This window comes from Mycobacterium montefiorense (assembly GCF_025823255.1).
In the GTDB taxonomy this organism is placed as follows: domain Bacteria; phylum Actinomycetota; class Actinomycetes; order Mycobacteriales; family Mycobacteriaceae; genus Mycobacterium; species Mycobacterium montefiorense.
Map to the genome: position 1 here is coordinate 749,707 of NZ_JACKVL010000013.1, position 23,284 is coordinate 772,990.

At 66.7% G+C, this 23,284-nt stretch carries 22 protein-coding genes; 10 read left to right on the top strand and 12 right to left on the bottom strand.

What is annotated here, in order from left to right:
• The first annotated feature begins 11 nt into the window (after nt 1-11).
• Complete coding sequence (locus H7K34_RS17040) at nt 12-443, top strand: hypothetical protein (protein WP_264063171.1); 432 nt, start codon at nt 12-14, stop codon at nt 441-443.
• Here the strand turns inward: H7K34_RS17040 and H7K34_RS17045 are convergent, their stop codons facing one another.
• Nucleotides 444-782: a gamma-glutamylcyclotransferase family protein gene (locus tag H7K34_RS17045; RefSeq protein ID WP_264063172.1), complete on the bottom strand. Its 339-nt coding sequence runs from the start codon at nt 780-782 to the stop codon at nt 444-446.
• Nucleotides 779-1,297, bottom strand: coding sequence for a helix-turn-helix domain-containing protein (locus H7K34_RS17050; RefSeq protein WP_264063173.1), 519 nt, complete (start codon nt 1,295-1,297; stop codon nt 779-781). Before H7K34_RS17050 ends, H7K34_RS17045 begins: the two co-directional genes overlap by 4 nt.
• A 73-nt stretch (nt 1,298-1,370) precedes the next feature.
• Between H7K34_RS17050 and H7K34_RS17055 the strand changes: the two genes are divergently transcribed.
• Together H7K34_RS17055 and H7K34_RS17060 are read left to right on the top strand one after the other, a co-directional pair.
• The gene (locus tag H7K34_RS17055; protein WP_264063174.1) at nt 1,371-2,156 is read left to right on the top strand and encodes an aldolase; all 786 of its coding nucleotides are present in this window, start codon (nt 1,371-1,373) and stop codon (nt 2,154-2,156) included.
• Between the two features lie 8 nt (nt 2,157-2,164).
• A complete protein-coding gene (locus H7K34_RS17060; RefSeq protein ID WP_264063175.1) occupies nt 2,165-3,040 on the top strand; it encodes a dihydrodipicolinate synthase family protein in 876 nt (291 codons plus the stop codon).
• Here the strand turns inward: H7K34_RS17060 and ypfJ are convergent.
• From ypfJ to H7K34_RS17080, 4 genes are read right to left on the bottom strand one after another with little or no spacing between them, the layout of a single operon-like run.
• Nucleotides 3,037-3,915, bottom strand: coding sequence for a KPN_02809 family neutral zinc metallopeptidase (gene ypfJ / locus H7K34_RS17065; protein WP_264063176.1), 879 nt, complete (start codon nt 3,913-3,915; stop codon nt 3,037-3,039). The genes H7K34_RS17060 and ypfJ overlap by 4 nt on opposite strands.
• Nucleotides 3,916-3,934: 19 nt before the next feature.
• Nucleotides 3,935-4,438: an SRPBCC family protein gene (locus tag H7K34_RS17070; protein ID WP_264063177.1), complete on the bottom strand. Its 504-nt coding sequence runs from the start codon at nt 4,436-4,438 to the stop codon at nt 3,935-3,937.
• 10 nt (nt 4,439-4,448) lie between these two features.
• On the bottom strand, nt 4,449-5,336 hold the full coding sequence (locus tag H7K34_RS17075; RefSeq protein WP_264063587.1) for an oxidoreductase: 888 nt from the start codon (nt 5,334-5,336) through the stop codon (nt 4,449-4,451).
• Nucleotides 5,337-5,371: 35 nt separating this feature from the next.
• Nucleotides 5,372-6,211, bottom strand: a complete 840-nt coding sequence (locus H7K34_RS17080) for a mycofactocin-coupled SDR family oxidoreductase (RefSeq protein ID WP_264063178.1) — start codon at nt 6,209-6,211, stop codon at nt 5,372-5,374.
• A gap of 167 nt (nt 6,212-6,378) precedes the next feature.
• Between H7K34_RS17080 and aspS the strand changes: the two genes are divergently transcribed.
• The 3 genes from aspS to H7K34_RS17095 are packed head-to-tail and all read left to right on the top strand — an operon-like array spanning nt 6,379 to nt 9,724.
• The gene (aspS, locus tag H7K34_RS17085) at nt 6,379-8,166 is read left to right on the top strand and encodes an aspartate--tRNA ligase (protein ID WP_264063179.1); all 1,788 of its coding nucleotides are present in this window, start codon (nt 6,379-6,381) and stop codon (nt 8,164-8,166) included.
• Nucleotides 8,163-8,597, top strand: a complete 435-nt coding sequence (locus H7K34_RS17090; protein WP_264063180.1) for a nitroreductase family deazaflavin-dependent oxidoreductase — start codon at nt 8,163-8,165, stop codon at nt 8,595-8,597. The genes aspS and H7K34_RS17090 overlap by 4 nt, the downstream gene beginning before the upstream one ends.
• A 47-nt stretch (nt 8,598-8,644) precedes the next feature.
• A complete protein-coding gene (locus H7K34_RS17095; RefSeq protein WP_264063181.1) occupies nt 8,645-9,724 on the top strand; it encodes an FUSC family protein in 1,080 nt (359 codons plus the stop codon).
• Between the two features lie 5 nt (nt 9,725-9,729).
• On the opposite strand, the gene H7K34_RS17100 is transcribed toward H7K34_RS17095, so the two are convergent.
• On the bottom strand, nt 9,730-10,119 hold the full coding sequence (locus H7K34_RS17100; protein ID WP_264063182.1) for an MmcQ/YjbR family DNA-binding protein: 390 nt from the start codon (nt 10,117-10,119) through the stop codon (nt 9,730-9,732).
• 72 nt (nt 10,120-10,191) lie between these two features.
• Between H7K34_RS17100 and H7K34_RS17105 the strand changes: the two genes are divergently transcribed.
• Both H7K34_RS17105 and H7K34_RS17110 read left to right on the top strand, forming a co-directional pair.
• On the top strand, nt 10,192-11,142 hold the full coding sequence (locus H7K34_RS17105) for a transglutaminase family protein (protein WP_264063183.1): 951 nt from the start codon (nt 10,192-10,194) through the stop codon (nt 11,140-11,142).
• The gene (locus H7K34_RS17110; RefSeq protein WP_264063184.1) at nt 11,135-12,184 is read left to right on the top strand and encodes a zinc-binding metallopeptidase family protein; all 1,050 of its coding nucleotides are present in this window, start codon (nt 11,135-11,137) and stop codon (nt 12,182-12,184) included. Before H7K34_RS17105 ends, H7K34_RS17110 begins: the two co-directional genes overlap by 8 nt.
• On the opposite strand, the gene H7K34_RS17115 is transcribed toward H7K34_RS17110, so the two are convergent.
• From H7K34_RS17115 to H7K34_RS17130, 4 genes are all read right to left on the bottom strand, one after another.
• Nucleotides 12,181-14,817 (bottom strand): circularly permuted type 2 ATP-grasp protein, encoded by a 2,637-nt coding sequence (locus H7K34_RS17115; RefSeq protein ID WP_264063588.1) that lies wholly within the window; start codon nt 14,815-14,817, stop codon nt 12,181-12,183. The two genes, H7K34_RS17110 and H7K34_RS17115, sit on opposite strands and share 4 nt — an antisense overlap.
• Nucleotides 14,818-14,843: 26 nt before the next feature.
• Complete coding sequence (locus H7K34_RS17120; protein WP_264063185.1) at nt 14,844-18,173, bottom strand: transglutaminase family protein; 3,330 nt, start codon at nt 18,171-18,173, stop codon at nt 14,844-14,846.
• Nucleotides 18,174-18,240: 67 nt separating this feature from the next.
• Nucleotides 18,241-19,233, bottom strand: coding sequence for a hypothetical protein (locus H7K34_RS17125; RefSeq protein WP_264063186.1), 993 nt, complete (start codon nt 19,231-19,233; stop codon nt 18,241-18,243).
• Nucleotides 19,234-19,392: 159 nt separating this feature from the next.
• Complete coding sequence (locus H7K34_RS17130; RefSeq protein WP_264063187.1) at nt 19,393-20,427, bottom strand: DUF2189 domain-containing protein; 1,035 nt, start codon at nt 20,425-20,427, stop codon at nt 19,393-19,395.
• Nucleotides 20,428-20,584: 157 nt separating this feature from the next.
• On the opposite strand from H7K34_RS17130, the gene H7K34_RS17135 reads away from it, so the two are divergent.
• Nucleotides 20,585-21,940 (top strand): replication-associated recombination protein A, encoded by a 1,356-nt coding sequence (locus H7K34_RS17135; RefSeq protein ID WP_264063188.1) that lies wholly within the window; start codon nt 20,585-20,587, stop codon nt 21,938-21,940.
• 16 nt (nt 21,941-21,956) lie between these two features.
• On the opposite strand, the gene H7K34_RS17140 is transcribed toward H7K34_RS17135, so the two are convergent.
• Complete coding sequence (locus tag H7K34_RS17140) at nt 21,957-22,580, bottom strand: hypothetical protein (protein WP_264063189.1); 624 nt, start codon at nt 22,578-22,580, stop codon at nt 21,957-21,959.
• Nucleotides 22,581-22,755: 175 nt separating this feature from the next.
• Here H7K34_RS17140 and H7K34_RS17145 point away from each other — a divergent pair, with 175 nt between their 5' ends.
• Nucleotides 22,756-23,145, top strand: a complete 390-nt coding sequence (locus tag H7K34_RS17145; protein ID WP_264063589.1) for a secondary thiamine-phosphate synthase enzyme YjbQ — start codon at nt 22,756-22,758, stop codon at nt 23,143-23,145.
• The last annotated feature ends 139 nt before the right edge of the window (nt 23,146-23,284 follow it).

A 23,284-nucleotide genomic window follows, 5' to 3' on the forward strand; every position in this document is an offset into this window, starting at 1 on the left:
GCGTTTTCGATATGAAGAACGTGCACAGAATGGCGAGCGCGGTCTCAGCGGTAATGCTGGCAACAGTCACAGGGGTGGTGTTCACGCCCGCGACCAGCCATGCGGATGGCCACCAGGTGACCTACACCGTGTCGAGCGCCAACAATCTGACCGCCACCGTCTCGTACGTGAACGCCGACCCGCCTAGCCAGGCCGCTTACAGCGCGGACCCGTCGAAGTTCATGACCAACCTGCAGGCCCCGCTCAGCGCCGGAGCGCCGGTCGTTTACACGGCCACGCTGGCGAACCCGAACCAGTGGGCGAGCGTCACCGCCAGCGGCATGCTGCACTGGCCGGATTCGGGCAACGGCCCGGCCTCGTTCCACTGCGAGATCGCCGTGGACGGTCAGGTGGTCGTGCAGCAGGACGCCACCACCACTGTCACCTGCGCGGCCCGGCGATAGTCAGCCCGCGAAGACGTACACCCAAGCGGTGGGCCCGGAGGCCAGCGGTACCGCGATGCGGCGGTAGTCGTCCACTTCGTACTCGTCGGCGGCAGCCAACTCGGTCCCGCTGATCTCGAACACCATCCCGTCTCCCTGCGCGCCGGCCCGGTCGGTGGGACGCAGGATCGGATGGCGTTCGCTGCCGCTGGTCGCGATCATGTGCGGGTCGGTGATGGTGACGTAGTCCAGGTCGTATCCGACGATCGCGTCGTGGCGGCCGCAGACTTCGCGCCCGAACGTCGCCCGCTGGACCGCCGGGAGCTGCAGGGTGCCGTAGGAGAACACCAGCTCGGTCATCGCGGTTCGGTCTGCGCGACGACGACGACCTCGGCCGGATCGCTGCCGATCGCGCGGATCTTGTGGCTGACCGACGCGTCGAAGTAGGCGCTGTCGCCGGTGCCGAGCTCGATGGTCTGGTCTCCGTAGTCGAGATTGATCTGTCCCGCATGGACGAACACGAATTCTTGACCCGTGTGCTCGGCATGTGGATTGTCGGCCAGGTTCGCGGTCGGCCGAACGACGAACGGCGACATGGACTTTCCGAGCAGTGTGGACGCCAGCACCCGGTAGCGGTCACCATCGCCCCCGACGGCCCGGTCGACGGTGATCTTCTCCTGAGCCGCCTCGTCGGAGAACAACCGCCCGACATCGACCTCGAGCGCTCGCGCCACCCTGAGGGCCACCGCGATCGACGGTGTGCTCTGGCGGCGCTCGATCTTGGACAGGTAGCTCTTGGTCAGCCCGGTCTGTGCGGCGAGCTGTTCGAGGGTTAGGCCACGTTGTCTACGCACGGCACGCAGTAGCGCTGTCATGTGACTGGCCTCCTGCTCGGACGACACAAACTGCTCTGATGACACAGAGTTTCCCTAATGCTACCTTAGTGTCATGGCAACCACGTTCCGCGATTCGAAGTCCGACCTGATGCGTCGCGCCGAGCAACAGTTGGCCGTCAACGTCGCCGATTCTCGGTTGACCACGCGGCAGAAGCTGGCCCTGACTTGCCGCGCACTGTTCGACGCCGGGCATGATTCCGGGCTGGCCGGACAGATCACCGCGCGCGCGGAAACCGACGGGACGTACTACACCCAACGGCTGGGCCTCGGGTTCGACGAGATCACCGAGGGCAATCTGCTCCTGGTCGACGAGGACCTCAATGTGCTCAACGGCGAGGGAATGGCCAATCCCGCCAACCGTTTTCACAGCTGGATCTACCGCGCCCGACCCGATGTGCAATGCATCGTGCACACGCACGCCTTCCATGTGGCAGCGTTGTCGATGCTGGAGGTCCCGCTGGTGGTCTCCCACATGGACACCACCCCGTTCTACGGCGACTGCGCATTCTTGGCCGAGTGGCCGGGTGTACCGGTCGGCAACGAGGAGGGTGAGATCATCAGCGCCGCCCTCGGCGACAAGAAGGCGGTGCTGCTGGCGCATCACGGCCAGGTGATTGCCGGCGCCAGCATCGAGGAGGCCTGCTCGCTGGGGATCCTGATCGAGCGGGCAGCGAAGCTGCAGCTGGCGGCCATGGCCGCGGGCCGGGTCAAGCCGCTGCCCGAGCAGTTGGCCCGTGAGGCACACGACTGGACGCTGACGCCCAAACGCAGCCAGGCCAACTTCGCGTACTACGCGCGCCGCGCGCTGGCGCGCCACCCCGACGCCCTGACGAGCTAAGGAGACCTGTGTCAGTTCCCAAGATCCACGGCATCATCGCCTACCCGGTCACCCCGTTCAACAACGGCATCGACACCGCCCGGCTGGCCGCGCTGGTCGACCGGCTCGTTTCGTCCGGGGTGCACGCGATCGTACCGTTGGGCAGCACCGGTGAGTTGGCTTATCTCGAAGAGCCCGAGTTCGACACCGTGGTGGACACCACGATCGCCGCCGTCGCCGGCCGGATTCCGGTCATCGTCGGTGTGTCAGATGTGACTACTGCCAAGACTATTCGGCGTGCCGAGTATGCCCAACAGGCCGGTGCCGACGCGGTGATGATCCTGCCGGTGTCCTACTGGAAGCTCACCGAGCGTGAGATCGTCGCGCACTACCGCAGCATCGGCGACGCCATTTCCATCCCGATCATGGCCTACAACAACCCGGCTACCAGCGGCGTGGACATGCCGCCCGAATTGCTGGTGAAGATGTTCGAGACCATCGACAACGTCACCATGGTCAAGGAATCCACCGGCGACCTGACTCGCATGCAGCGCATCACCGAACTGTCCGGTGGCCGACTGCCGTTCTACAACGGCAGCAATCCGCTGGTGCTCGAGGCCCTGAAGGCGGGCGCCTCCGGATGGTGCACGGCCGCACCGAACCTGCGACCGCAGCCGTGCATCGACCTGTATGACGCGGTGCGCGCGGGTGATCTGGAGAAGGCGCAGCTGCTCTACGACGACCTCAAGCCGTTGTTGGAGTTCATCGTCGCGATCGGCCTGCCCACCAGCGTGAAGGCCGGTCTCGACCTGCTTGGATTCCCGATCGGGGACCCGCGGGCACCGCTGCTGCCGCTCGATGAGCAGCACCGCGCCGAGCTGCAAGGCCTACTGGCCGGGGTTTAGCCGAGATTCGTCGAGGCGAAGGTGTCGCACTGGTGTGGGTCGCCGGCCTGATAGCCGATGGTGAACCACTTTTGGCGTTGTTCGGCGGATCCGTGTGTCCACGACTCGGGGTTGACGCGCCCGGTCGCCTCCTTCTGGATCCGATCGTCGCCGACGGAGGCGGCGGCCGAGAGCGCGTCCTGAATATCCTTGTCGCTCAACGGCTGTAGGTACGGCACGCCGGTGCTCTCCTGTTTGACCGTCGACGCGTAGTGCGCCCAGATACCGGCGTAGCAGTCGGCCTGCAATTCGGTGCGCACGCCGTTGCCGCCGGCGCCCTGTGCACCCTGCTGGGAGCGGCCCAGGATGCCCTGTAACTGCTGGACGTGATGGCCGTATTCGTGGGCGACCACGTACTCCTGCGCGAAAGGTCCACCGCTGGAACCGAATTTATCGACCAGCTCCTTGAAGAAGTCGGTGTCGAAATACGCGGTCTGATCCACCGGACAGTAGAACGGCCCGACCGCGGTGGTCGCGGGTCCGCAGCCGGTGTTGACCGAACTGGTGAACAGGCGCACATGCGGCCGGGTGTAATTCGGCATCAACTGATGCCACACCGCGTCCACGGAGTTTCCGGTGGCGACCACGCGGCACTGCACGTATTTATTGGCATCGGCTCCGGTCTTGCACTTGCTCAGATCGAAACCGGGAGCCGAGTAGCCGCCGGTGTTCGGCTGCTGCTGGGTCAAAACCCCCGGATCGACACCGAAAAACAACGCCGCGACCAGGATTAGCAGCCCAACGCCACCACCGCCGAACGCCAGCCCCATGCCGCCACCGCCGCCGGATGACGCCGCGGTGCTGGTGTCGATCTGCATACCCTCGTTGAAGGTCATGATTTAGCTTTGCACACACCTAACGCTGTTGCGTAGTAGCGAATCGGCTGTCGGTGTAGCGGCGCAGGTTGCTCAGAAACCGGCGCAGCGCCAGGTTCAACAGCGGCCCGGTGAAGACCATCGCCAGTCGTGCCGGACCCGCGGGTTTCTGTGCCATCGTCCAGGTCAGCCGGCAGCCACCCGGGATGACCTCGACGCGATAGTCCTCGGCGAAGGCGGCGACGGCCTTGCTGGAGCATTCGTTGAATCGGAATGCCATGTGGGTGAACGGCTCCCAGGCGAGGTACTCCTCGTCGCCGGTGATGCCCCCACGCATCTCGACGATGCGGGTGGTGCCGACGCCGCGCGGCTCGGGACTGGTCCAGGTCACCTTGGTGATCACCGACGCCCAGCGCGGCCAGGCTTCGGCGTCGGCAAGCACCTCGAAAACCTGCTCGGGCGTGATGGCCAGGTCGACGCTGTTGCGGAACCGGAATGGCGCGTTGTCGACGAAGTCGCGCTCGACGCGTTCGCAGGGGTGCATGGCAGTAAACCTAGCCCGGGCCGTCGCTGGCCGCGGCCAGCAGCGGCACCAGCACGTCGCTGATCGGTGTCGCCAGGTTGTGCGCGCGGGCCTTACGAATGATCACGCCGTTGCGGATGTCCCATTCCATCGGCCGGTGATACTCACGGTCGGCCAGTATCGAGGTGCCCATGTCTTCCGGTGCCTGACTGAACAGGTCGGCCAGCTCATCGACCACGCTTTCGGGTAGCCGGGCGCCCTCGGCCCGCGCGACCGCCAGGCATTCGGCGACATAGCGACGAGACAACGCGGCGACGTCGTCGCGGCGAAACATTCCGGAGCGCCGTCCCGACAGTGCCATGAACCCGGCCAGCGCATTGGTGAGCAGCTTGCGCCAGCCCGCAGTGATGAAGTCGGGGTCGCAGTCCACCCGGCAGCCGGCGCCGCGCAGCAGCTCGGCAACCGTCTGCGCCGACGGTCCGCTGGGCAGCACCAGCTCGGCTTCGCTGCGCAGCCGCACCCACCCTTGCGGCTGGGTCTCGGCGGAATACCAGACGATGCCCGGGACCACGGGCGACGACGGGCACAGCGGCTGGACCTGCTCCACCTGCTCGACGCCGTTCTGCAGCACCGTGACGATGGTGTGCTCGCCGCACAGCTTGGACAGCCAGGGCGCCGCGTGGTTGTTCTGGGTGGCCTTGACCGCCAGGATCACGACGTCGACGGGGCCGGACACCTCGGCGGGATCGGTGTGCACCGGCCCGGGCACCACGATCGCGTCCTGACCGTCGGGGCGCAGTTCGATGTTGTCGCGGGCGCTGCGCCCGCAGACCAGCACCGAATGCCCGGCCTTGGATAGCAGCGCGGCGACCGTCGTGCCGACGGCGCCGGGACCGACGAGTGCGATGTTTGTGGCGATAAAGGCGAAGTTACACGCCGTCCGTGGCGCCGCGGTTAGTACTTCAATTGGCCGCGGTCGACTGGGATTTGGCATCCCGACAGTGTGGCCGATCCGCTACCGGCCAGCCAGGCTACGACGTCGGAGACTTCCTCGGGCACGAGAAAGCCGAGCCGCGCCGGGTCGTCGATGCTCGGGGGTTGTAGGGGCATCGGTGACAGACTGTGCAGATAATTCGGATAGCGGGCCAGGATGTCCGACATCCCTTCAAATCCGGTCATCGGCGTGATGACGGCGTAGGGGTGGATCGAATTCACCCGAATTCCGTATTCGCCGACTTCGACAGCCAATGCGTTGGTCAGCCCTACCAACCCGTGTTTGGAGGCTGAGTAGTGGCCGTTGCCGGGCGTGGCTTTGATCCCCGTCGATGAACTCACAATGATAATCGAGCCGCCGTTTCCCGCCGAGATCATCGCCGGCACCGCGGCGCGGATGGTGCGCCAGGTGCCGTTGAGGTTGACGTCGATAACGGTGTCCCATTGCTCCTCGGACATCTCCCAGAGCCGATTCCAGCTCAACACACCGGCATTGGCGACCACGATGTCGAGGCGGCCGAACTGCGCAACACCGTCGGCCACGACCTGTTGCAACGTGGCCAGGTCGCGGATGTCGACTTCGCGAGCCAGTACGTCGCGGCCGGCCGCCTTCACCGATCGCGCGGTCTCGGCAAGTTCGTCGGGGCTCGCCGACGGATAGGTGATGGTCTGCGAGGCCGGACCGCAAAGATCGATCGCGATGACGTCGGCACCCTCGGCCGCCAGGCGTATCGCGTGTGACCGGCCCTGCCCGCGCGCGGCGCCGGTCACCAACGCCACTTGTCCCTGCAAGTCCCTCATGCTTGTTGAGAACACCTTTGGTGACCGAATACACGTGGCCGCACGAGGATGTGGCGCAGAACACCCTGGGGTGTGGATGGTTGTGCTCACCGCGCCGGGATCAGCGCGACCGAAATCACCTCCTCTAGACTGGGCACTCATTCTCGCCAGGTAAAGAGGAGTGTTTTGTGCTGCGCAGCCACGCCGCTGGTTCGCTACGGGATCGCGACGCCGGCCAACAGGTGACGCTGGTCGGGTGGGTAGCCCGTCGCCGTGACCACGGCGGCGTCATCTTCATCGACCTGCGGGACGCCTCCGGCATCGCTCAGGTGGTCTTCCGCGAGGGCCTCGGACAAGGACAAGTGCTCGAACAGGCGCACCGGTTACGCGCCGAGTTCTGCGTCGCGGTGCAAGGTGTCGTCGAGATCCGCCCGGAGGGCAACGCCAACGCCGAAATACCCACCGGCGATGTCGAGCTGAACGTCACGTCACTGACCGTGCTGGGCGAAAGCGCGCCGCTGCCATTCCAGCTGGACGAGCCGGCGGGGGAGGAGCTGCGGCTGAAGTACCGCTACCTCGACCTGCGCCGCGATGGCCCGGCCGCGGCAATTCGGTTGCGCTCCAAGGTGAATGCCGCCGCCCGCTCGGTGCTGTCGCGTCACGATTTCGTCGAGATCGAGACACCGACGATCACCCGCTCGACGCCGGAAGGTGCGCGCGACTTCCTGGTGCCGGCCCGGCTGCACCCCGGGTCGTTCTATGCCCTGCCGCAGAGCCCGCAGCTGTTCAAGCAGTTGCTGATGGTGGCCGGCATGGAGCGCTACTACCAGATCGCCCGCTGCTACCGCGACGAGGATTTCCGCGCCGACCGGCAACCGGAATTCACCCAGCTGGACATGGAGATGAGCTTCGTCGACGTCGAGGACATCATCGCGATTTCGGAGGAGATCCTGACGGCGCTGTGGGGGCTGATCGGCTATCAGCTTCCGACACCGATCCCGCGGATCAGCTATGCCGACGCCATGCAACGGTTCGGCTCCGACAAACCCGACATGCGATTCGGGCTGGAGCTCGTCGAGTGCACAGAGTTCTTCTCCGACACCACATTCCGGGTCTTCCAGGCGCCGTATGTCGGTGCGGTGGTGATGCCGGGCGGCGCCTCACAGCCCCGGCGCACCCTGGATGGCTGGCAGGAGTGGGCTAAACAGCGCGGACACCGCGGGCTGGCCTACGTGCTGGTGGGCGACGACGGCGAGTTGAGCGGTCCGGTGGCCAAGAACCTGACCGACACCGAACGCGGGGGCCTGGCCGCTCACGTCGGCGCCAATCCCGGCGATTGCATTTTCTTCTCGGCCGGGCCGGCGAAGTCCTCGCGCGCTTTGCTGGGCGCCGCCCGCGGCGAGATCGCCAACCGGCTCAACCTGATTGACCCGGACGCCTGGGCGTTCGTCTGGGTGGTGGACCCGCCGCTGTTCGAGCCCGCCGAAGACGCGACCGCCGCCGGTGACGTGGCCGTGGGCTCCGGCGCTTGGACCGCGGTGCATCACGCGTTCACCTCGCCCAAGCCGGAAGACGAGGGCGCCCTGTCTTCCGATCCCGGTCGCGTGCTGGCCGATGCTTACGACATTGTCTGTAATGGCAACGAGATCGGCGGCGGCTCGATCCGTATCCACCGCCGCGACATCCAGGAACAGGTGTTCGCGGTGATGGGCCTGGACACGGCCGAGGCCGAGGAGAAGTTCGGATTCCTGTTGGAGGCGTTCACGTTTGGTGCGCCTCCGCACGGCGGAATCGCATTCGGCTGGGACCGCATCAACGCGCTGCTGTCCGGGGTGGAGTCGATCCGTGAGGTGATCGCATTCCCGAAGACCGGCGGCGGCGTCGACCCCCTGACCGATGCGCCCGCGCCGATCACCGCGCAGCAGCGCAAAGAATCCGGAATAGACGCCAAACCCAAAAAGGTTGACGAAGCATGACGGACTCCAGCTCGATGGCCGAGATGGCCAAAACGTTCAACAAGGACATCGTCGTCGAATTTCGCGCCAATGCCGGCAAGGTGGGCGGGCAGTTCGAAGGTGCCGACCTGCTGCTGCTCACCACGACGGGCGCCAAGTCGGGTCAATCCCGGATATCCCCGCTGGCATATTTCAACATCGACGGCAAGCTGATCATCATCGGCTCGTTCGCCGGTGCGCCCAAGGATCCGGCCTGGGTGCACAATCTTCGGGCAAACCCGCAGGCGCACATCGAGGTCGGCACCGACGCATTCGATGTGACGGCGCACGAACTGCCGCTAGCCGAGCGCGACCAGCTGTTCGACAGGGTCACCGCCGCGGCGCCGGGCTTCGCCGAATATCAGTCGAAGACCAGCCGGGTCATTCCGCTGTTCGAGTTGCAGCGCAGGTAACGCTTCTCGCGTTGCCGCCGCTGGTGGAGCTGCGGTAAATAAGCGGGATGAGCACTTCACTGCTGACGCGGCCGTTCGCGGGGAGAGCCGCCGTGGCCGGCGGGTGGAAACGGGTCCGTGGCGTGTGGTTCTACCTGGTGCAGACCTCGGTCGCGGCGGGGCTGTCCTGGTACATCGCGCACGACCTGCTCGCGCACCCGCAACCGTTCTTCGCCCCGATCGCCGCGGCGGTGTCGCTGTCGACGAGCAACGTGCTGCGCGCCCAACGCGCCATCCAGATGATGATCGGCGTGACCCTGGGCATCGGGACGGGAACCCTGGTGCAGGGGCTACTCGGACCCGGTGCGGTCTCCATCGCGATCGCCGCGCTGATCGCGTTGTTTGCCGCGGTTTTCATCGGTCAGGGCTACATCGGCCAGGGGATGATGTTCGCCAATCAGACCGTCGTCTCGTCGATTCTGGTGCTCGCCCTCTACCGCAGCGGTGTCGGTTGGGAACGCATCTACGACGCGCTGATTGGTGGCGGCCTGGCCATCGTCGTCGCCATGCTGCTGTTCCCGGCCAACCCGCTCGTGGTGCTGCGCAACGCGCGCATCGAGGTGCTACGAACCCTGCACTCGGTGCTGTTCCGTACCGGCGATCTCGCCCGCGGCCGTGAAGTTCCCGCACCCGATTGGCCGTTGCCGGCCGTCGACAGGGTGTACGAACAGCTGGGCGGACTGATCCAGGCGCGGACCACGGCGCGCCAGGTGGTGCGAGCCGCGCCGCCGCGGTGGGGACTTCGCGACGCCGTCGCGGGTGCGGATCATCAGGCCGTGCACCTGGCCCTGCTCGCCGGGTCCGTGCTGCAGCTGGCCCGCGCCGTCGTGCCCGCCTCCCTTTCCGCCCCGGACGGCCGCCGCCAGCGCCTTCCGCAACCCGCCGAGGCGGTGCTGGACGACCTCGCGAAGGCGACCGCACTCGCCGACTCCGATCCCGCGACCGCAACGGCGCATGTCGAGGCCGCCCGCCGGCATGCGGCGACGATGGTGTCGAACGCCCGCGAGAGAACCGAGATGGTGCTCGCCGATGTCGTCGAGGCATGTGTCGACGATCTGCAGCGGGTGATCGAATTGCGCCAGGCCTGACCAGCTCAGGACGGGCCGGTCAGGAACTCCTGCACCAGCTTCTTGGGCGCCTGGGTCAGCCAGGCCTCGGTGATCAGTTCTTCGAGACCGCGCACGTCGATCTCGGCCAGCTTGACCAGCACCGCGGGATAGCCGTTGAAATGCGGGGTGGTGAAGTAGATCCTCGGCTCGTCGGCGACCAGCGCGAACTTGACGCCCTCATCGGACACCCGGACGCCGAGGAGGTCACCTTCGGGAGGCTCCATCCCACTCGCGCAGAGCGCCGCGCGGTCCGACGGGCGCAGCGGTCGCTCCCACGCCAGCAGCTTCTTACCGACTCGCCAGTCATGCGGCGACTGCTCGGAGACCAGTGGCAGCTCGCCGACGATCCGGGCGACGTCATCCCAGGTAGCCACAGATCGATTGTGCTCCCGCTATGGTGCGGTTGGCGCCGTATTGGTTAGCCGTCGCCAACCACCCGTCCGGAGATGTCAGGAGGTCACTCGTTGTCTTCTGCAGTGGAAGTTCCGGCCACCCGCCGGCACCGCGTCACCCACCGCACCGAGTACTGCTATTCGGACACCGTGACCAGCTCCTATGGCCGCGGCTTTCTCACTCCGAGGGACTCACAGCGGCAGCTTTGCATCGCGCACCGGCTGACGATCGACCCGACCCCCGCCGACATCTCCACCGGCGTCGACGGCTACGGCAACGTCAGCTCCTATTTCCATGTCACCGAGCCGCATCACACCCTGGCGGTCACCAGCGACTCGATCGTCGACGTATATCCGGCGCCCCCCGAGCGCTACAGCAACGGGCCGGCGATCGAACCGTGGGAGGCGGCCCGGCCGGCCGGACGCAGGGGAGCGCTGGCGACCGAGTTCGCCCTGGACCTGAATCCGCCGGAGATCACCGATGAAGTCCGCGACTACGCGGCGCCCAGTTTCGTGCCCGGGCGCCCGCTGATCGAGGTGCTGCGCGACCTCGCGTCCCGGATTTTCACCGACTTCACCTACCGATCGGGGGCGACGACGATTTCCACGGGAGTCAATGAGGTTCTGGCGGCCCGGGAAGGGGTATGCCAGGACTTTGCGAGGCTGGCGATTGCCTGCTTGCGAGCCAACGGGTTGGCGGCCAGCTATGTGTCCGGCTATCTGGCCACCGACCCGCCGCCCGGAAAGGATCGAATGATCGGCATCGACGCGACCCACGCCTGGGCTGCGGTGTGGACTCCGCAGGCGCCCGGACAATTCGAGTGGCTGGGAGTGGATCCCACCAACGACCAGATGGTTGACCAGGGCTACATCGTCGTGGGACGGGGCCGTGACTACGCGGACGTGCCGCCGTTGCGCGGCATCATCTACACCGACTCGGAGCGCAGCGTGATCGACGTGGCCGTCGACGTCGTGCCGTTCGAAGGTGACGAACTCTATGCGTGACTTCAATTGCCCCAACTGCGGTCAGCGCCTGGCGTTCGAGAACTCCACGTGCCTGAATTGTGGCAGTGCGCTTGGATTTTCACTCGAGCAGATGGCGCTGCTGGTGATCGCCGAGGATGGCGCAAGCGAGCATGTCGGCGTCGTGGATGCCGCCGAGTTTCAATTGTGCGCGAATCTGCAAGTCGCCGAATGTAATTGGCTGGTCCCCGTCAACACTCCGCGGCTGCTGTGCACATCATGCGTGCTGACCACCGAACGGCCCAACGATGCCGATACGGTCGGGCTGGCGGAGTTCGCCGCGGCCGAGGCGGCCAAGCGCCGGCTGATCGTCGAGCTGCACGAGCTGAAGCTGCCGATCATCGGCCGCGACCAGGACCCCGATTTCGGGCTGGCCTTCCGGTTGCTGTCCAGTGCGCATGAGGAGGTGCTGACCGGCCACGAGAACGGGGTCATCACAATCGATTTGGCCGAGGGTGACGACGTCCATCGAGAGCAGCTGCGGGTCGAGATGGACGAGCCGTATCGGACTCTGCTGGGGCACTTTCGGCACGAGATCGGGCACTACTACTTCTACCGACTGGTCGCTCCGTCAAGCGATTACGTGCAGCGATTCAACGAGCTGTTCGGCGATCCCGATGCTGATTATCAGCAGGCGCTGGACCGGCACTACAGTGGGGGCGCGCCCGAGGGCTGGCAGGACAGCTTCGTGTCGTCGTACGCGACCATGCATGCGGCCGAAGACTGGGCCGAGACGTTCGCCCACTACCTGCACATCCGCGACACCCTGGACACCTCGGCGTGGTGCGGCTTCGCGTCCGCGTCGGCAACCTTCGACCGGCCTCCGTTGGGGCCCAGCGCCTTTCCCAACATCATCGATATGTGGATACCGCTGTCGTGGTCGCTGAACATGGTGAACCGGTCGATGGGCCACGACGATCTGTATCCGTTCGTGCTGCCGGTCGCGGTGCTGGACAAGATGCAGTTCATCCACAATGTCATCGAAGAGGTGACGTCTAACTCGCAGGCCGCCGTCGCCAGCTAGGCCGGCATCACCCGCCGTTCGTCGGGGCCCCACAGCGGCTGCATGCCGCCGGGCAGGGTCAGCTGCGTCTCGGTGATGACCGCGGCCAAATTGCGCAACTCGGTGTGAATCGCGGCGAGCAGGTCGGCCAACTCTTCGCGGTGGCCGTCGGTGCCCGCCTCCTGCAGCTCGGCGGGATGCGACCGGCGCAGCAGTGTGCTGATCTCTTCGACCATCCGTTCCGGGCGCGACGAGCCCGACGCGCTGGGCAGCTCTTTGAGATTGGCCCGCAACCGGTCCAGCTGGTACAGCAGCGAGCGCGGGTTGTTCGCGTCGAACAGCATCAGCTCGGTGACCGCGGCGACGTTGACATGGCCGACCGTGCGGCGCCGGTAGATGACGGACGACTCGCAGGCCACCAGCATCGACTCGATGACGGTCTGCTCGGCGGCCGCGCGGCGGACCGTGGTGAGCGTGGCACCCAGCAGCGCGGTCAGCCACAGGCCGCGTTCGATCCGTTTGCCGATGTCCATCATCGCCCAGCCCACGTCGCGCACCATCGACTCGTTGGCCACGCCCGAAAGGGTCAGCATCCCGGCCAAAGTGCGCGCATGTGCCGATGCGAGCAGGGTGTCGGCCTCGGCCAGCGACTGCGGCGGCTCGGGCCGTTGGGCCAGCGCGCGCTCCAGGTTGGCCAGCACCACCCAGGTGTCGTTGGACATCTGATCGCGCACCGCCCTGGCGGCCAGCGCAAGCCCCTCCACCGACTGGATCAGGGATCCCGGGCGATTCGGGTCAACGGTAAGTGCCCACAGCGTCGAAGGGACGATCGCAATCATCTCGGCATGGTCGTTGTCGGTCCCGGTGTCGCTGCCGGTGATGCTGCCCAACGCGGCCATCAGCACCGGCACCACCTCGCTTTCCTCGGTGTCCTGCTGGTGCCGGTACACGTGGAAGCGGTCGCGGGCGGCCATCAGCAGCCGGGCCGTGCTTTCGGCGCGCTCGCCGTAGCGCCCGATCCAGAACAGGTCGGACAGGACACGCGGCGAGCTGATTCCCCAGGTACCCGCGGCGGTCTTCACCGGCGGCACCTCGGTGGGCAGCGTAATGGTCTCGGCTCGCGCGCGCTCCGTCGGGCGCACCCAAACATCTTTGGCAGCAACAGTCTTCAACGAATATGCCGCAGCCCCTGGTGCCAGGACGTAGCCGACGCCGCCGATCATCGGGGCATAGCCGCTGCGTTGGGCGACCGTGAACAACCGCATGCCGACACCGGCCGAGGACAACACTCCGGAGTGATCGGTGGGCGCCGAGGAGAACTGAGGCAACTCCTGACCGGCCCACTGCCAGGGCATGTGCTCGATCCGCGCAGCCAGTTCGGTCAGCTGGGACAGCGAAAGCGTTGGTCCGACAATGGTTTCCCCGCCGACAGTCGACCTGATCAACAGCGACGAGAGATTGGCCAGCAGATGCGAGAGTTCCTTCGCGATGCCACCCCAATACACCGCCGCGGTGTTCAGCAGCGGTGCTTCGCCGAGCAGCCGTTCGGCCACCTCTGGCAGAAAACGCAGCAGCCCAGGGCTTTCCAGGATTCCGCTGCCCAGCGTATTGACGACTGTCACCGTGCCGCGGCGCTGCGCCTCCACCAAACCGACCACCCCGAGCCGGGAATCTGCGCGCAAATCCAACGGGTCGGCGTAAAGCGCGTCGACGCGTCGAAGGACGACGTCGACGCGCTTCAGCGTGCCCAGCGAGCGCATCCACACCTTGCCGTCGCGGACCACCAGGTCGGCGCTTTCCACCATCGGAAAGCCCAGCAGCGTAGCCAGATACGCCTGATCGAACGCGGTCTCCGAGTAGATACCGGGGCTGAGAATCACCACGACCGGGTCTTGCGCGTCATCGGGTGCCGCGTCGATCAATGCCAGCCGCAGCGCCTGCGCGAACGGAGTATTGGGCCGCGGTGCGATCCGCTCGTACAGATCGGGAATCGCGTGCGCGAGGACGCGTCGGTCGGCCAGCGCATACCCGGCACCCGACGGCGCCTGCGTCCAGTCCGCGTTGACCTCGAAGCCGCCGCTGGGCAACCGGCTCAGATCGCACGCGTGCATGAATAGCTGGTGGTGGCCCGGCACTTCGATGCCGCTGGCCGCCCGCACGTAACCGGGGTGGGCGAACACCAGTTCCGGTGGCAGCATGCCGTCGGTGAGCAAGCTCCGTGGCCCGTACAGGTCGGCGAGCACGGCATCGAGCAGGCGCGAGCGCTGCACCAGCCCGGCCTCGAGCACCTCCCAATCGGCCGCGGACACCACGATCGGCAGGGTGTCGAGGCTCCACGCCCGAGGCTCGAGCGGGTGCCCGCTGCTGGGGTCGACCTCGGTGTAGGTGATCCCGTCGTTGTCGATCAGGCTGTGCACCACCGCGCGCAGCTGATTCAGCCCGGTGCGGCCGCGCTCGGCGACCGTGTCGGCCAGCTCGGCCCAGGCCGGTCGCACCGCGCCGTCTTCGTCGAGGAACTCGTCGTAGCCGGCACCTTGTGAGCTGGTGGGGCGCAGGTCGAACAGCGCTTCCTGGGCGCGTGCGGTGCGGTATCCGGCCAGCAGTCGATCGGCGTCGTAGCGGTCGGTTCCGACCGCCGAGGGATCGAGTGCCATTGTGATGTCAGTTCTGGTGGACGCCATTACTGCTGCACGGTACGCACGCGCCGAAGGTCGAGAATGCCCGGCGCGCCGATATCGGTGAAGATCCGGGCCTGCTTCTCCCGGATGCCGGACACGTCCAGGTTGCCCGGGGTAAAGCCGGTCGCCTCGAAGCGGCGGGCCCGGCGCGCCTCGGCCTCGACGGCGTTGACGGGCGGCTCGTCGTAGGCGCGGCCGCCGGGATGGGCGACGTGATAGGTGCAGCCGCCGCGCGAGGTTGCCGACGTGAGATCGATCAGCTCGAACTGCAACGGCACATCGGTGCTGATCGTGGGATGCAGCGCGCTGGGTGGCTGCCAGGCCTTGTATCGCACGCCGCCCACGTGGATGTCGGGGTTGTCGGTGGCCAGCAACGGGACCGGGTAGCCGTTGCAGGTCACCACGTAGCGGTGCCGGTCGGCGCCGATGATGCGGATCTGCAAACGCTCGACCGAGGAGTCGACGTAGCGGGCGGTGCCGGTCGCGGTGGCCTCCTCGCCGAGGGTGTTCCACGGCTCGATCGCGCCGCGCAGCTCGATTTCGACCCCGTCGAAGACGGCGGTGCCAATGCGCGGGAAGCGGAATTCGGTGAACGGGTCCAGCCAGCTGGTCTCGAACGCGATGCCGTGCGCGCGCAGATCGGCGGCCACATCCGCGATATCGTGAATCAGGAAGTGCGGCAACAGATATCGTCCGTGCAAGTTGGCTCCGTGCCGGATCAGCGGGGCACGCAGCGGCTCGTCGGTGAACCAGGCCACCAGCGAGCGCACCAGCAGCGACTGCACCATCGCCATGCGCAGATGCGGCGGCATCTCGAACCCGCGTAACTCCAGCAGACCGAGCCTGCCGCGGGCGCTGTCGGGGCTGTAGAGCTTGTCGATACAGAACTCGGCGCGATGGGTATTTCCGGTGATGTCGGTCAGCAGGTGGCGCAGCGCCCGGTCGGTCACCCACGGTTGTGGCCGGTCCTTCTTGGAAGACGAAGCCAGCCGGGCGATCTCGGCGAACGCGATCTCGAGTTCGTACAGCGCCTCGGGGCGGCCCTCGTCAACCCGCGGCGCCTGCGAGGTGGTGCCGACGAAGCGGCCGGCGAACAGGTAAGACAGCGATGGATGCCGCTGCCAGTAGGTGAGCAACGAGATCAGCAGATCTGGACGGCGCAGCAGTGGCGAGTCCGCCGGCGTCACGCCGCCCAGGGTGATGTGATTGCCGCCGCCGGTGCCGCTGTGGCTGCCGTCGACGTCGAAAGACTCCGTGGACAGCCGGGCCAATCGTGCTTGTTCGTAGAGGGTTTCGAGCTGTTGTCGCTGTTCGTCGAAGCTAGCGGTGGGTGCGATATTGACTTCGATGACGCCGGGGTCGGGGGTGATCGTCGTCGATTGCAGCCGCGGGTCCGGCGGTGGGCCGTAGCCCTCGATCACGACCCGGCTGCGGTTCATCGCCGCCGCGGCCTCGACGCGGGCGATCAGATCGACGAAGTGTTCCAGCGCATCGGTGGGCGGGATGAACACGTACAGCAGCCCGTCGCGGGCCTGCGCGACCAGCGCGGTCGGCGGCGCGGTGTCGTCGTCGACACCCTCGGCGCTGGTCGACTCCGTCGACAGCGCGTCGCGCACGGTGGTGGGGTCGACCTGGAACGACGGCCGTGCCGGATTCCAGCTGATCGATTTCAGCGGCAGTCGCAGTCCTGCGGGTGAATCCCCTTCGAGCAGCACGAGGCGGCCGCGGCGCAGCTGCCAGTTCGCGCTGGCCCAGCCCAGTTCGTCGTCGCGGCGATGCAATGGCAGCACGAATGCGGCTGGGGCCGAGGTGGTTTCGTCGAGGTGAGCCAGCAGTGCGGCGCGGGCGGCGGCACTGTCGGTGGCTAGGTCGTCGTCGGCCTGGACCGCGTCGCCTGCTGGCAGGCTGACCTTGGCCGCGAGCCGGGCCAGCGGATCCTCGTAGGCCGGGCGGACCTGGGACAGCGGCAATCCCAGGCTGTCGGCGATTCCGGCGAGCACCTTGTAAGCGGTCTCGCTATCCGCTGTCGAGCCCATTGTTGCTGGTGCCCAGGGGTCGGCCAGCAGTGCGTCGTCGGTCCACAGCGGTTGCCCATCGGTGCGCCAGTAGAGTGCGATCTGCCAGCGCGGCAATGGTTCTCCCGGATACCATCGGCCCTGTCCGCGATGAATCAATCCCTGAGGTGCCCACGCGGACTTCAGCCGGGCCGCCAAATCGGATGCGCGCTGCCGTTTGTGCGGGCCGTCGGCCGCGGTGGTCCACTCCTCGTCGACCTGGTTGTCCACCGAGACGAATGTCGGCTCACCGCCGACCGTCAGCCGGACATCTCCGGCGGCCAGGCGTTGGTCGACTTCGCCGCCGACCGCACAGATCGTTGTCCACGCCGCGTCGGTGTAGGGCAGTGTGACGCGCGGGTCCTCGTGGATGCGGGTGACGGTGTTGGAGAACTCCATGGTGGTCGCACACGGCTCGGTGCTGCCGCTGATCGGCGCGGCGCTCGAGGGATGCGGGGTGGCCACCAGCGGGATATGGCCCTCACCGGCAAACAGCCCCGACGTCGGATCGAGTCCGATCCAGCCCGCGCCGGGGATATAGACCTCGGTCCAGGCGTGCAGATCGGTGAAATCGGCCGCGGGCCCCGACGGCCCGTCCAGCGCCTCGACGTCGGAGGCCAGCTGCACCAGGTAGCCGGACACGAACCGGGCGGCCAGCCCGAACTGCCGCAGGATCGACACCAGCAGCCAAGCCGAATCCCGGCATGAGCCGACGCCGGTGCGCAGCGTGAAATCCGGTGTCTGGACACCGGGTTCCATGCGCAGGCTATAGGCGACATCCGCGTTGACCGCGTGGTTGAGCGCGACCAGGAAGTCGATGGTGCGGGTGCCGGCGGGCACCGAGAAGTCTTGCACCCATGCTTGCGCGAGCTCGCCGGGACCCGAGCCTTCGGCCTCTTCGTCAACTGGGCGCAGGTAGGGCTTGAGATCCTCCGCGAGCGCCTTAGGATAGATCAATCCTGAAGCGGGAGGCCATGTTTCGGCCCAGTCCTCGATGAAAAAGTCGAATGGGTTGATCACCTTGAGGTCGGCGATGAGGCCGACGGTGATGGTCAACTGGCGCGTCGGATTTGGAAACACAAGCCGGGCAAGGAAATTGCCGAGTGCGTCTTGCTGCCAGTTGATGAAGTGGTCGGCGGGTTCGACGCGCAGCGAGTAGGCCTCGATGGGTGTGCGCGAGTGGGGCGCCGGGCGCAGCCGTACGACGTGCGGGAAAACCTGGACCCCCCGGTCAAAGGTGTAACTGGTGCGATGCTCCAGCGCAACTTTGATGCTCATAACCGCTGATCTCATCACACGGGAAGCGGCGCCGCAGCGCGCCGTGCGTCAGCGGGAGCCCGGCTGGCTAGCTGGGCTGCGGCCCCGGCGGCGGTCCCGGGTGGTAGTCGGGCTGTGCCAGCGGCACCACCTGACCGCCCGAAAGCTTGCGGTAGGCGTAGGTCAGGATCAGCGCCACGACAGGGGCCGCCACCAACAGGCCGACGCCGCACGCCAGGGCACCGACGAAGATCGTCGCCATGGATACCAGCCACACCAGCAGGGAATTGACGAAATTCGACCCGACCAGCGAGAAGCCCGACGAGAACCCCTTGATGGCGGACTGCGAGCGATCGACCACGAACAGGATGATGAACTGGGTGAAGATCCCCACGATGACGCCGGGCAAGAAGCACGCGGCATAGCCGATCGAGGTGACAATGCTCACCAGGAACGCGGCGAGAAACGCCATGCCGAGGTTGCGCGGGTTGAAGAAGGACCCGACGCTCACCGGCCGGCCATCCGCGATATCCAGGCATCCGGACAGGAACCCAGCTTGGGCATACGCGGTCACAATCACCGACACGATGTAGCCGAGCCCCACGAGGGCCATTCCGGTGGGACTGAGGTTCATCGAGAAGCCGTAGTCGTAGTCGGAGGAGTCGAAGGGTGTGACATTCGCGCTCATGTTTTGGCCCACGAAGTTCAGGGTGGACGCAGCGGCGAATAGCAGGCCGTAGACAAGGGTAGGAATGACCAACGCGACGGCGTTCTTGGTGAAGGTGTTCCAGGCCCAGCTGAACGCCTCAGCGACGCTGAATTGCGGTGCCGTCGGGCCGCCGTAGCCGGGCTCCGGTGGATAGCCCGCCGCAGCGCCGTAGCCGGGTGGCGGCGCCGGGGGGGCGCCGTAACCGGGTGGCGGGCCGTAGCCCGGGGGAGGCGGAGGCGGTGCGCCATATCCCGGCGCGCCGCCGTAACCCGGCGCCCCTTGCGGTGGCGGTGGCGGCGGGTAGCCCGCAGGGTTCTGGTTGCCCGCGTCGGGGTCGGCCGGATTGCCGGGGTGCTCTGGGGGCTGGCTCATTTGCCGTCCTCATTTGCCGTGGGAGTAACTTGCCGGGCACACGCGCAGAACTAGGCATTGCGGAACTTAACAAATAAGCAGCCACGGGGCGAGGCTCGACTTACGTGTCGCGCGACCGATCTCCCCGGGCGTGAGCGGTCAGGCCCGGGGAGCCGGCTACTAGGCGAACTGCTGTCCGGGCGGCGGCCCAGCGGGAGGTCCCGGTTGATAACCAGGCTGCTCCACCGGAACGACCTGACCGCCGGAAAGCTTGCGGTAGGTGTACACCTGGATGAGCACCGCGACCGGCAAGGCGACGATCACGCCCACCCCGCACAACAATTGACCGACCACCATCACCGCGTACTGCACGAGCCATGACAGCAGCGCGGGGCCCACGTTGGCCCGAGCGAGCGCGATGCTGGCTTTGATGGACTCAACCGGCGACAGCGATCGGTCGACGACGAACGGAAGCGCGAACAAGGTGAGGAACACGAAAATCAGGCCCGGAACGATGCACAGGATCGATCCGACCAAGGTGCCGACCGCCACGAGCAACGAGGCGACGAACACCGGGCCGAGATTGCGTGGCTTGAAGAAGGTTCCGATGCTGACCGGCTTGCCGTCCGCGATGTCCAGGCAACCGGTCAACAATCCCGCGTTCATGACTACCGCGGCGATGAACACCAGGATGTAGCCGACGATCATCACGGCGATCGACGCCGGACCGTAGGCGATCTCGACGCCACTGGTGGTCTCGCCGTAGCTGGTCGTGTAAGTGCTGCTGGTGGTCTGGCCGAAGGCCATCGGTAACAGCCCGGCGACAAGGGCGAAGACGGTGATCACTGCCCCGTAGGCCAGGACCGGAACGATGAGTGCCGCGGGGTTCTGCATGAACTTGGCCCACGACCACTTCACCGCCTCACCGACGTCGAACCGCGGGACACCCGGGTCACCCGCCGGGCCGCCGAAGCCGGGTTGCGGCGGGTAGCCGGCCGGGGGTGCGCCGTAGCCGGGTGGCGGCGGTGGTGGCGGAGTTCCGTAGCCGGGCGGCGGCGGTGGTGGCGTTCCGTAGCCGGGTGGCTGGCCGTAGCCAGCAGGCGGCGCGCCATACCCCGGCGCGGCGTGCCGGGGCGGTGGCGGTTGATCCGCAGGGTTCTGGTTGCCGAAGGTGGGGTCGGCCGGGTCGCCTGGGTGTTCTGGGGGCTGGCTCATTTGCTGTCCTAATTTGCTGTCGGAGTAGCTTGCTGGCACACGCGCGGAATTTGGCAATGCGGAACTTAACAAATAAGCAGCCGCGGGGCGAGGATTGGCCTTTGCTTGTTTGACGGGTCGGCGCTGCCAATGCGGGTGCCTGTCCGTTCTGCGTGGTATGCCTGAAACCGTGTCCGACGGTCTGTTTGACCTGCCTGGCGAATCGCGGATGGCCAACGACGCCCTGGGCGTCTCGGCCGGCGCGCCGCTAGCTGTCCGGATGCGGCCGGCATCGCTGGACGAGGTCGTCGGGCAGGATCACTTGCTGGCAGCCGGATCGCCGCTGCGCCGCCTCGTCGAGGGCTCGGGGGTGGCCTCGGCCATTCTGTACGGCCCGCCGGGAAGCGGTAAGACCACGTTGGCCGCACTGGTTTCGCAAGCGACCGGCCGCCGCTTCGTTGCACTATCGGCGTTGTCGGCCGGCGTCAAAGACGTCCGGGCGGTCATAGACAGCGCGCGCAGGGCGCTGCTTTCCGGTGAGCAGACGGTGCTTTTCATCGATGAGGTGCACCGGTTCTCTAAAACCCAGCAGGACGCGTTGCTCTCCGCGGTGGAGAACCGGGTGGTGCTGCTGGTCGCGGCGACCACCGAGAATCCGTCGTTCTCTGTCGTGGCGCCGCTGCTGTCGCGGTCGCTGATCCTGCAGTTGCGCCCGCTGACTGCCGACGACGTGCGTGCCGTGGTGCAGCGCGCGATCGACGATCCCCGGGGCCTGGGCGGTCAGATCGGGGTGCAGCCCGAGGCGATCGACCTGCTGGTGCAGTTGGCCGCGGGCGACGCCCGCCGCGCGCTGACCGCGCTGGAGGTCGCCGCCGAAGCCGTCGAGGCGGGCGGCGAGCTGGCCGTCGCGGCCGTCGAGCAATCGCTGGACAGAGCCGCCGTGCGCTACGACCGCGACGGCGATCAGCACTACGACGTCATCAGCGCATTCATCAAATCGGTGCGTGGCTCCGACGCCGACGCGGCGTTGCATTATCTGGCCCGCATGCTCGTCGCGGGGGAGGATCCGCGGTTCATCGCGCGCCGGCTGATGATTCTCGCGAGCGAGGACATCGGGTTGGCCGACCCAACGGCGCTGCAGATAGCGGTCGCCGCCGCGCAGACGGTGGCACTGATCGGCTTGCCTGAGGCGCAATTGACGTTGGCGCACGCCACCATTCACTTGGCCACCGCGCCGAAGTCGAACGCGGTGACCACCGCCCTGGCGGCGGCGATGAACGACATCAAGGCGGGCAAGGCGGGTCTGGTGCCGGCCCATCTGCGCGACGGCCACTATTCGGGCGCGGCGGCACTGGGACATGCACAGGGCTACAAATACGCCCACGACCATCCGGATGGCGTTGTCGCACAACAATACCCGCCGGACGAGCTGGTGGACGTCGACTACTACCGGCCGGCCGGGCGTGGCGTCGAACGTGAGATCGCCGGGCGGCTGGACCGGTTGCGCGCGATCATCCGCCGCAAGCGCGGCTAGCCGTCAACGACGAAATTCAGACCAACTCGGGAACCCGCAGGCGCGCGATTGCCAGCTCGAACTCGGCGACGTCGACGATCTCGGCGCCTAAGTCGCGCGCACGCCTGCTGCGCAGCTCGCTGGCTTCCTCGCTGTTGCGGGCCATCGCCTCCTGGCTGTCGAACGTTGAGCACGACACCGCCCGCCGGCCGGCCGGGTGGTCGATCATCAGGCTGGAGCTGGAGAACCCCTCAAGTCTCTCCATCTCCGGAAGCACCGCCATGCGATAGAAGTCCAGCGATCGCTCGAGCTGGTCGGGCACCACCTTGAGCCAGGTGGCTCGCACAAACGCACCCTCGGGTGACCGGTGCCGGCGGTGCAGCGACGCGATGTGCCATTCTTCGACGCTGGCGCTGCCGTCGAACATCAACGCGACGTGGTCACGGACGATGGCCACCCGCTCGGCACTAGAGCGCATCGACGCGATGGTTTCCCAGGAGCTGGTGGCGATGCAGCGGCCGGATTGTCGATCGACCAACAGTGACATGCCGACATATCCGTCAATCTCGCGCATTTCTGGTATGGCGACATCGCGAATATGCGCGATTCCGATGTCGACCGACAAGGGTTGCCCCTCGATGGTGAAAGAGCGTGCGTACACGACGGCTCCCAACTGTTCGGGGCAGCGCCCCCGGTGGCGCCACCGGTCCCACCAAACACCTTCCTCCTCCCGACTACCGGTGGCAATGGGTTCACGGCGCGACGTGTGGCCGCGCTCACAAACGATTGGCTGGTCAGCGCGGCCGCGCCGTACTCTTGAGCGGATGCATACCGACGTGCTCGACGTGGACACCACCAGTCGTCGCATCGTGGATCTGACCGACGCGGTGCGCAGGTTCTGCTTCTCCTACGGCGATGGCCTGTGCAACGTGTTCGTCCCGCACGTGACGGCCGGGGTCGCGATCATCGAGACCGGTGCCGGCTCCGACGATGACCTGATCGACACACTGCAACGGTTGTTGCCGCGCGATGACCGCTACCGGCACGCGCACGGTTCGGCCGGTCACGGCGCCGATCACGTGTTACCCGCGATCGTGTCGCCGTCGGTGACGGTGCCGGTCGCGGCCGGCGAGCCGCAGCTGGGCACCTGGCAAAGCGTCGTTTTGGTCGACCTCAACCAGGACAATCCGCGGCGGTCGGTGCGACTGAGCTTTTTGGAGGGTTAGCTGCCAGGTAACCGACGCCGCCGCGACCGGTACTGTGAGCGGTCGAATCGCGTCGTTAGACGGCTTCTCAATAGCCCGGCGAATAGGCTGGAATTCGGCCTCAACGCAACACGCGCGTTCTCCCGGAGGGTCCGGGAGA

Bases quoted from the DNA above. Each gene is read 5' to 3' on its own strand.
- H7K34_RS17105 (WP_264063183.1), top strand. From the start codon at position 10,192: ATGTCAGGAGGTCACTCGTTGTCTTCTGCAGTGGAAGTTCCGGCCACC.
- H7K34_RS17090 (WP_264063180.1), top strand. From the start codon at position 8,163: ATGACGGACTCCAGCTCGATGGCCGAGATGGCCAAAACGTTCAACAAG.
- H7K34_RS17130 (WP_264063187.1), bottom strand. From the start codon at position 20,427: ATGAGCCAGCCCCCAGAACACCCAGGCGACCCGGCCGACCCCACCTTC.
- H7K34_RS17135 (WP_264063188.1), top strand. From the start codon at position 20,585: ATGCCTGAAACCGTGTCCGACGGTCTGTTTGACCTGCCTGGCGAATCG.
- ypfJ (WP_264063176.1), bottom strand. From the start codon at position 3,915: ATGACCTTCAACGAGGGTATGCAGATCGACACCAGCACCGCGGCGTCA.
- H7K34_RS17125 (WP_264063186.1), bottom strand. From the start codon at position 19,233: ATGAGCCAGCCCCCAGAGCACCCCGGCAATCCGGCCGACCCCGACGCG.
- H7K34_RS17045 (WP_264063172.1), bottom strand. From the start codon at position 782: ATGACCGAGCTGGTGTTCTCCTACGGCACCCTGCAGCTCCCGGCGGTC.
- H7K34_RS17080 (WP_264063178.1), bottom strand. From the start codon at position 6,211: ATGAGGGACTTGCAGGGACAAGTGGCGTTGGTGACCGGCGCCGCGCGC.
- H7K34_RS17040 (WP_264063171.1), top strand. From the start codon at position 12: ATGAAGAACGTGCACAGAATGGCGAGCGCGGTCTCAGCGGTAATGCTG.
- H7K34_RS17050 (WP_264063173.1), bottom strand. From the start codon at position 1,297: ATGACAGCGCTACTGCGTGCCGTGCGTAGACAACGTGGCCTAACCCTC.
- H7K34_RS17095 (WP_264063181.1), top strand. From the start codon at position 8,645: ATGAGCACTTCACTGCTGACGCGGCCGTTCGCGGGGAGAGCCGCCGTG.
- H7K34_RS17110 (WP_264063184.1), top strand. From the start codon at position 11,135: ATGCGTGACTTCAATTGCCCCAACTGCGGTCAGCGCCTGGCGTTCGAG.
- H7K34_RS17120 (WP_264063185.1), bottom strand. From the start codon at position 18,173: ATGAGCATCAAAGTTGCGCTGGAGCATCGCACCAGTTACACCTTTGAC.
- H7K34_RS17070 (WP_264063177.1), bottom strand. From the start codon at position 4,438: ATGCACCCCTGCGAACGCGTCGAGCGCGACTTCGTCGACAACGCGCCA.
- H7K34_RS17055 (WP_264063174.1), top strand. From the start codon at position 1,371: ATGGCAACCACGTTCCGCGATTCGAAGTCCGACCTGATGCGTCGCGCC.
- H7K34_RS17115 (WP_264063588.1), bottom strand. From the start codon at position 14,817: ATGGCACTCGATCCCTCGGCGGTCGGAACCGACCGCTACGACGCCGAT.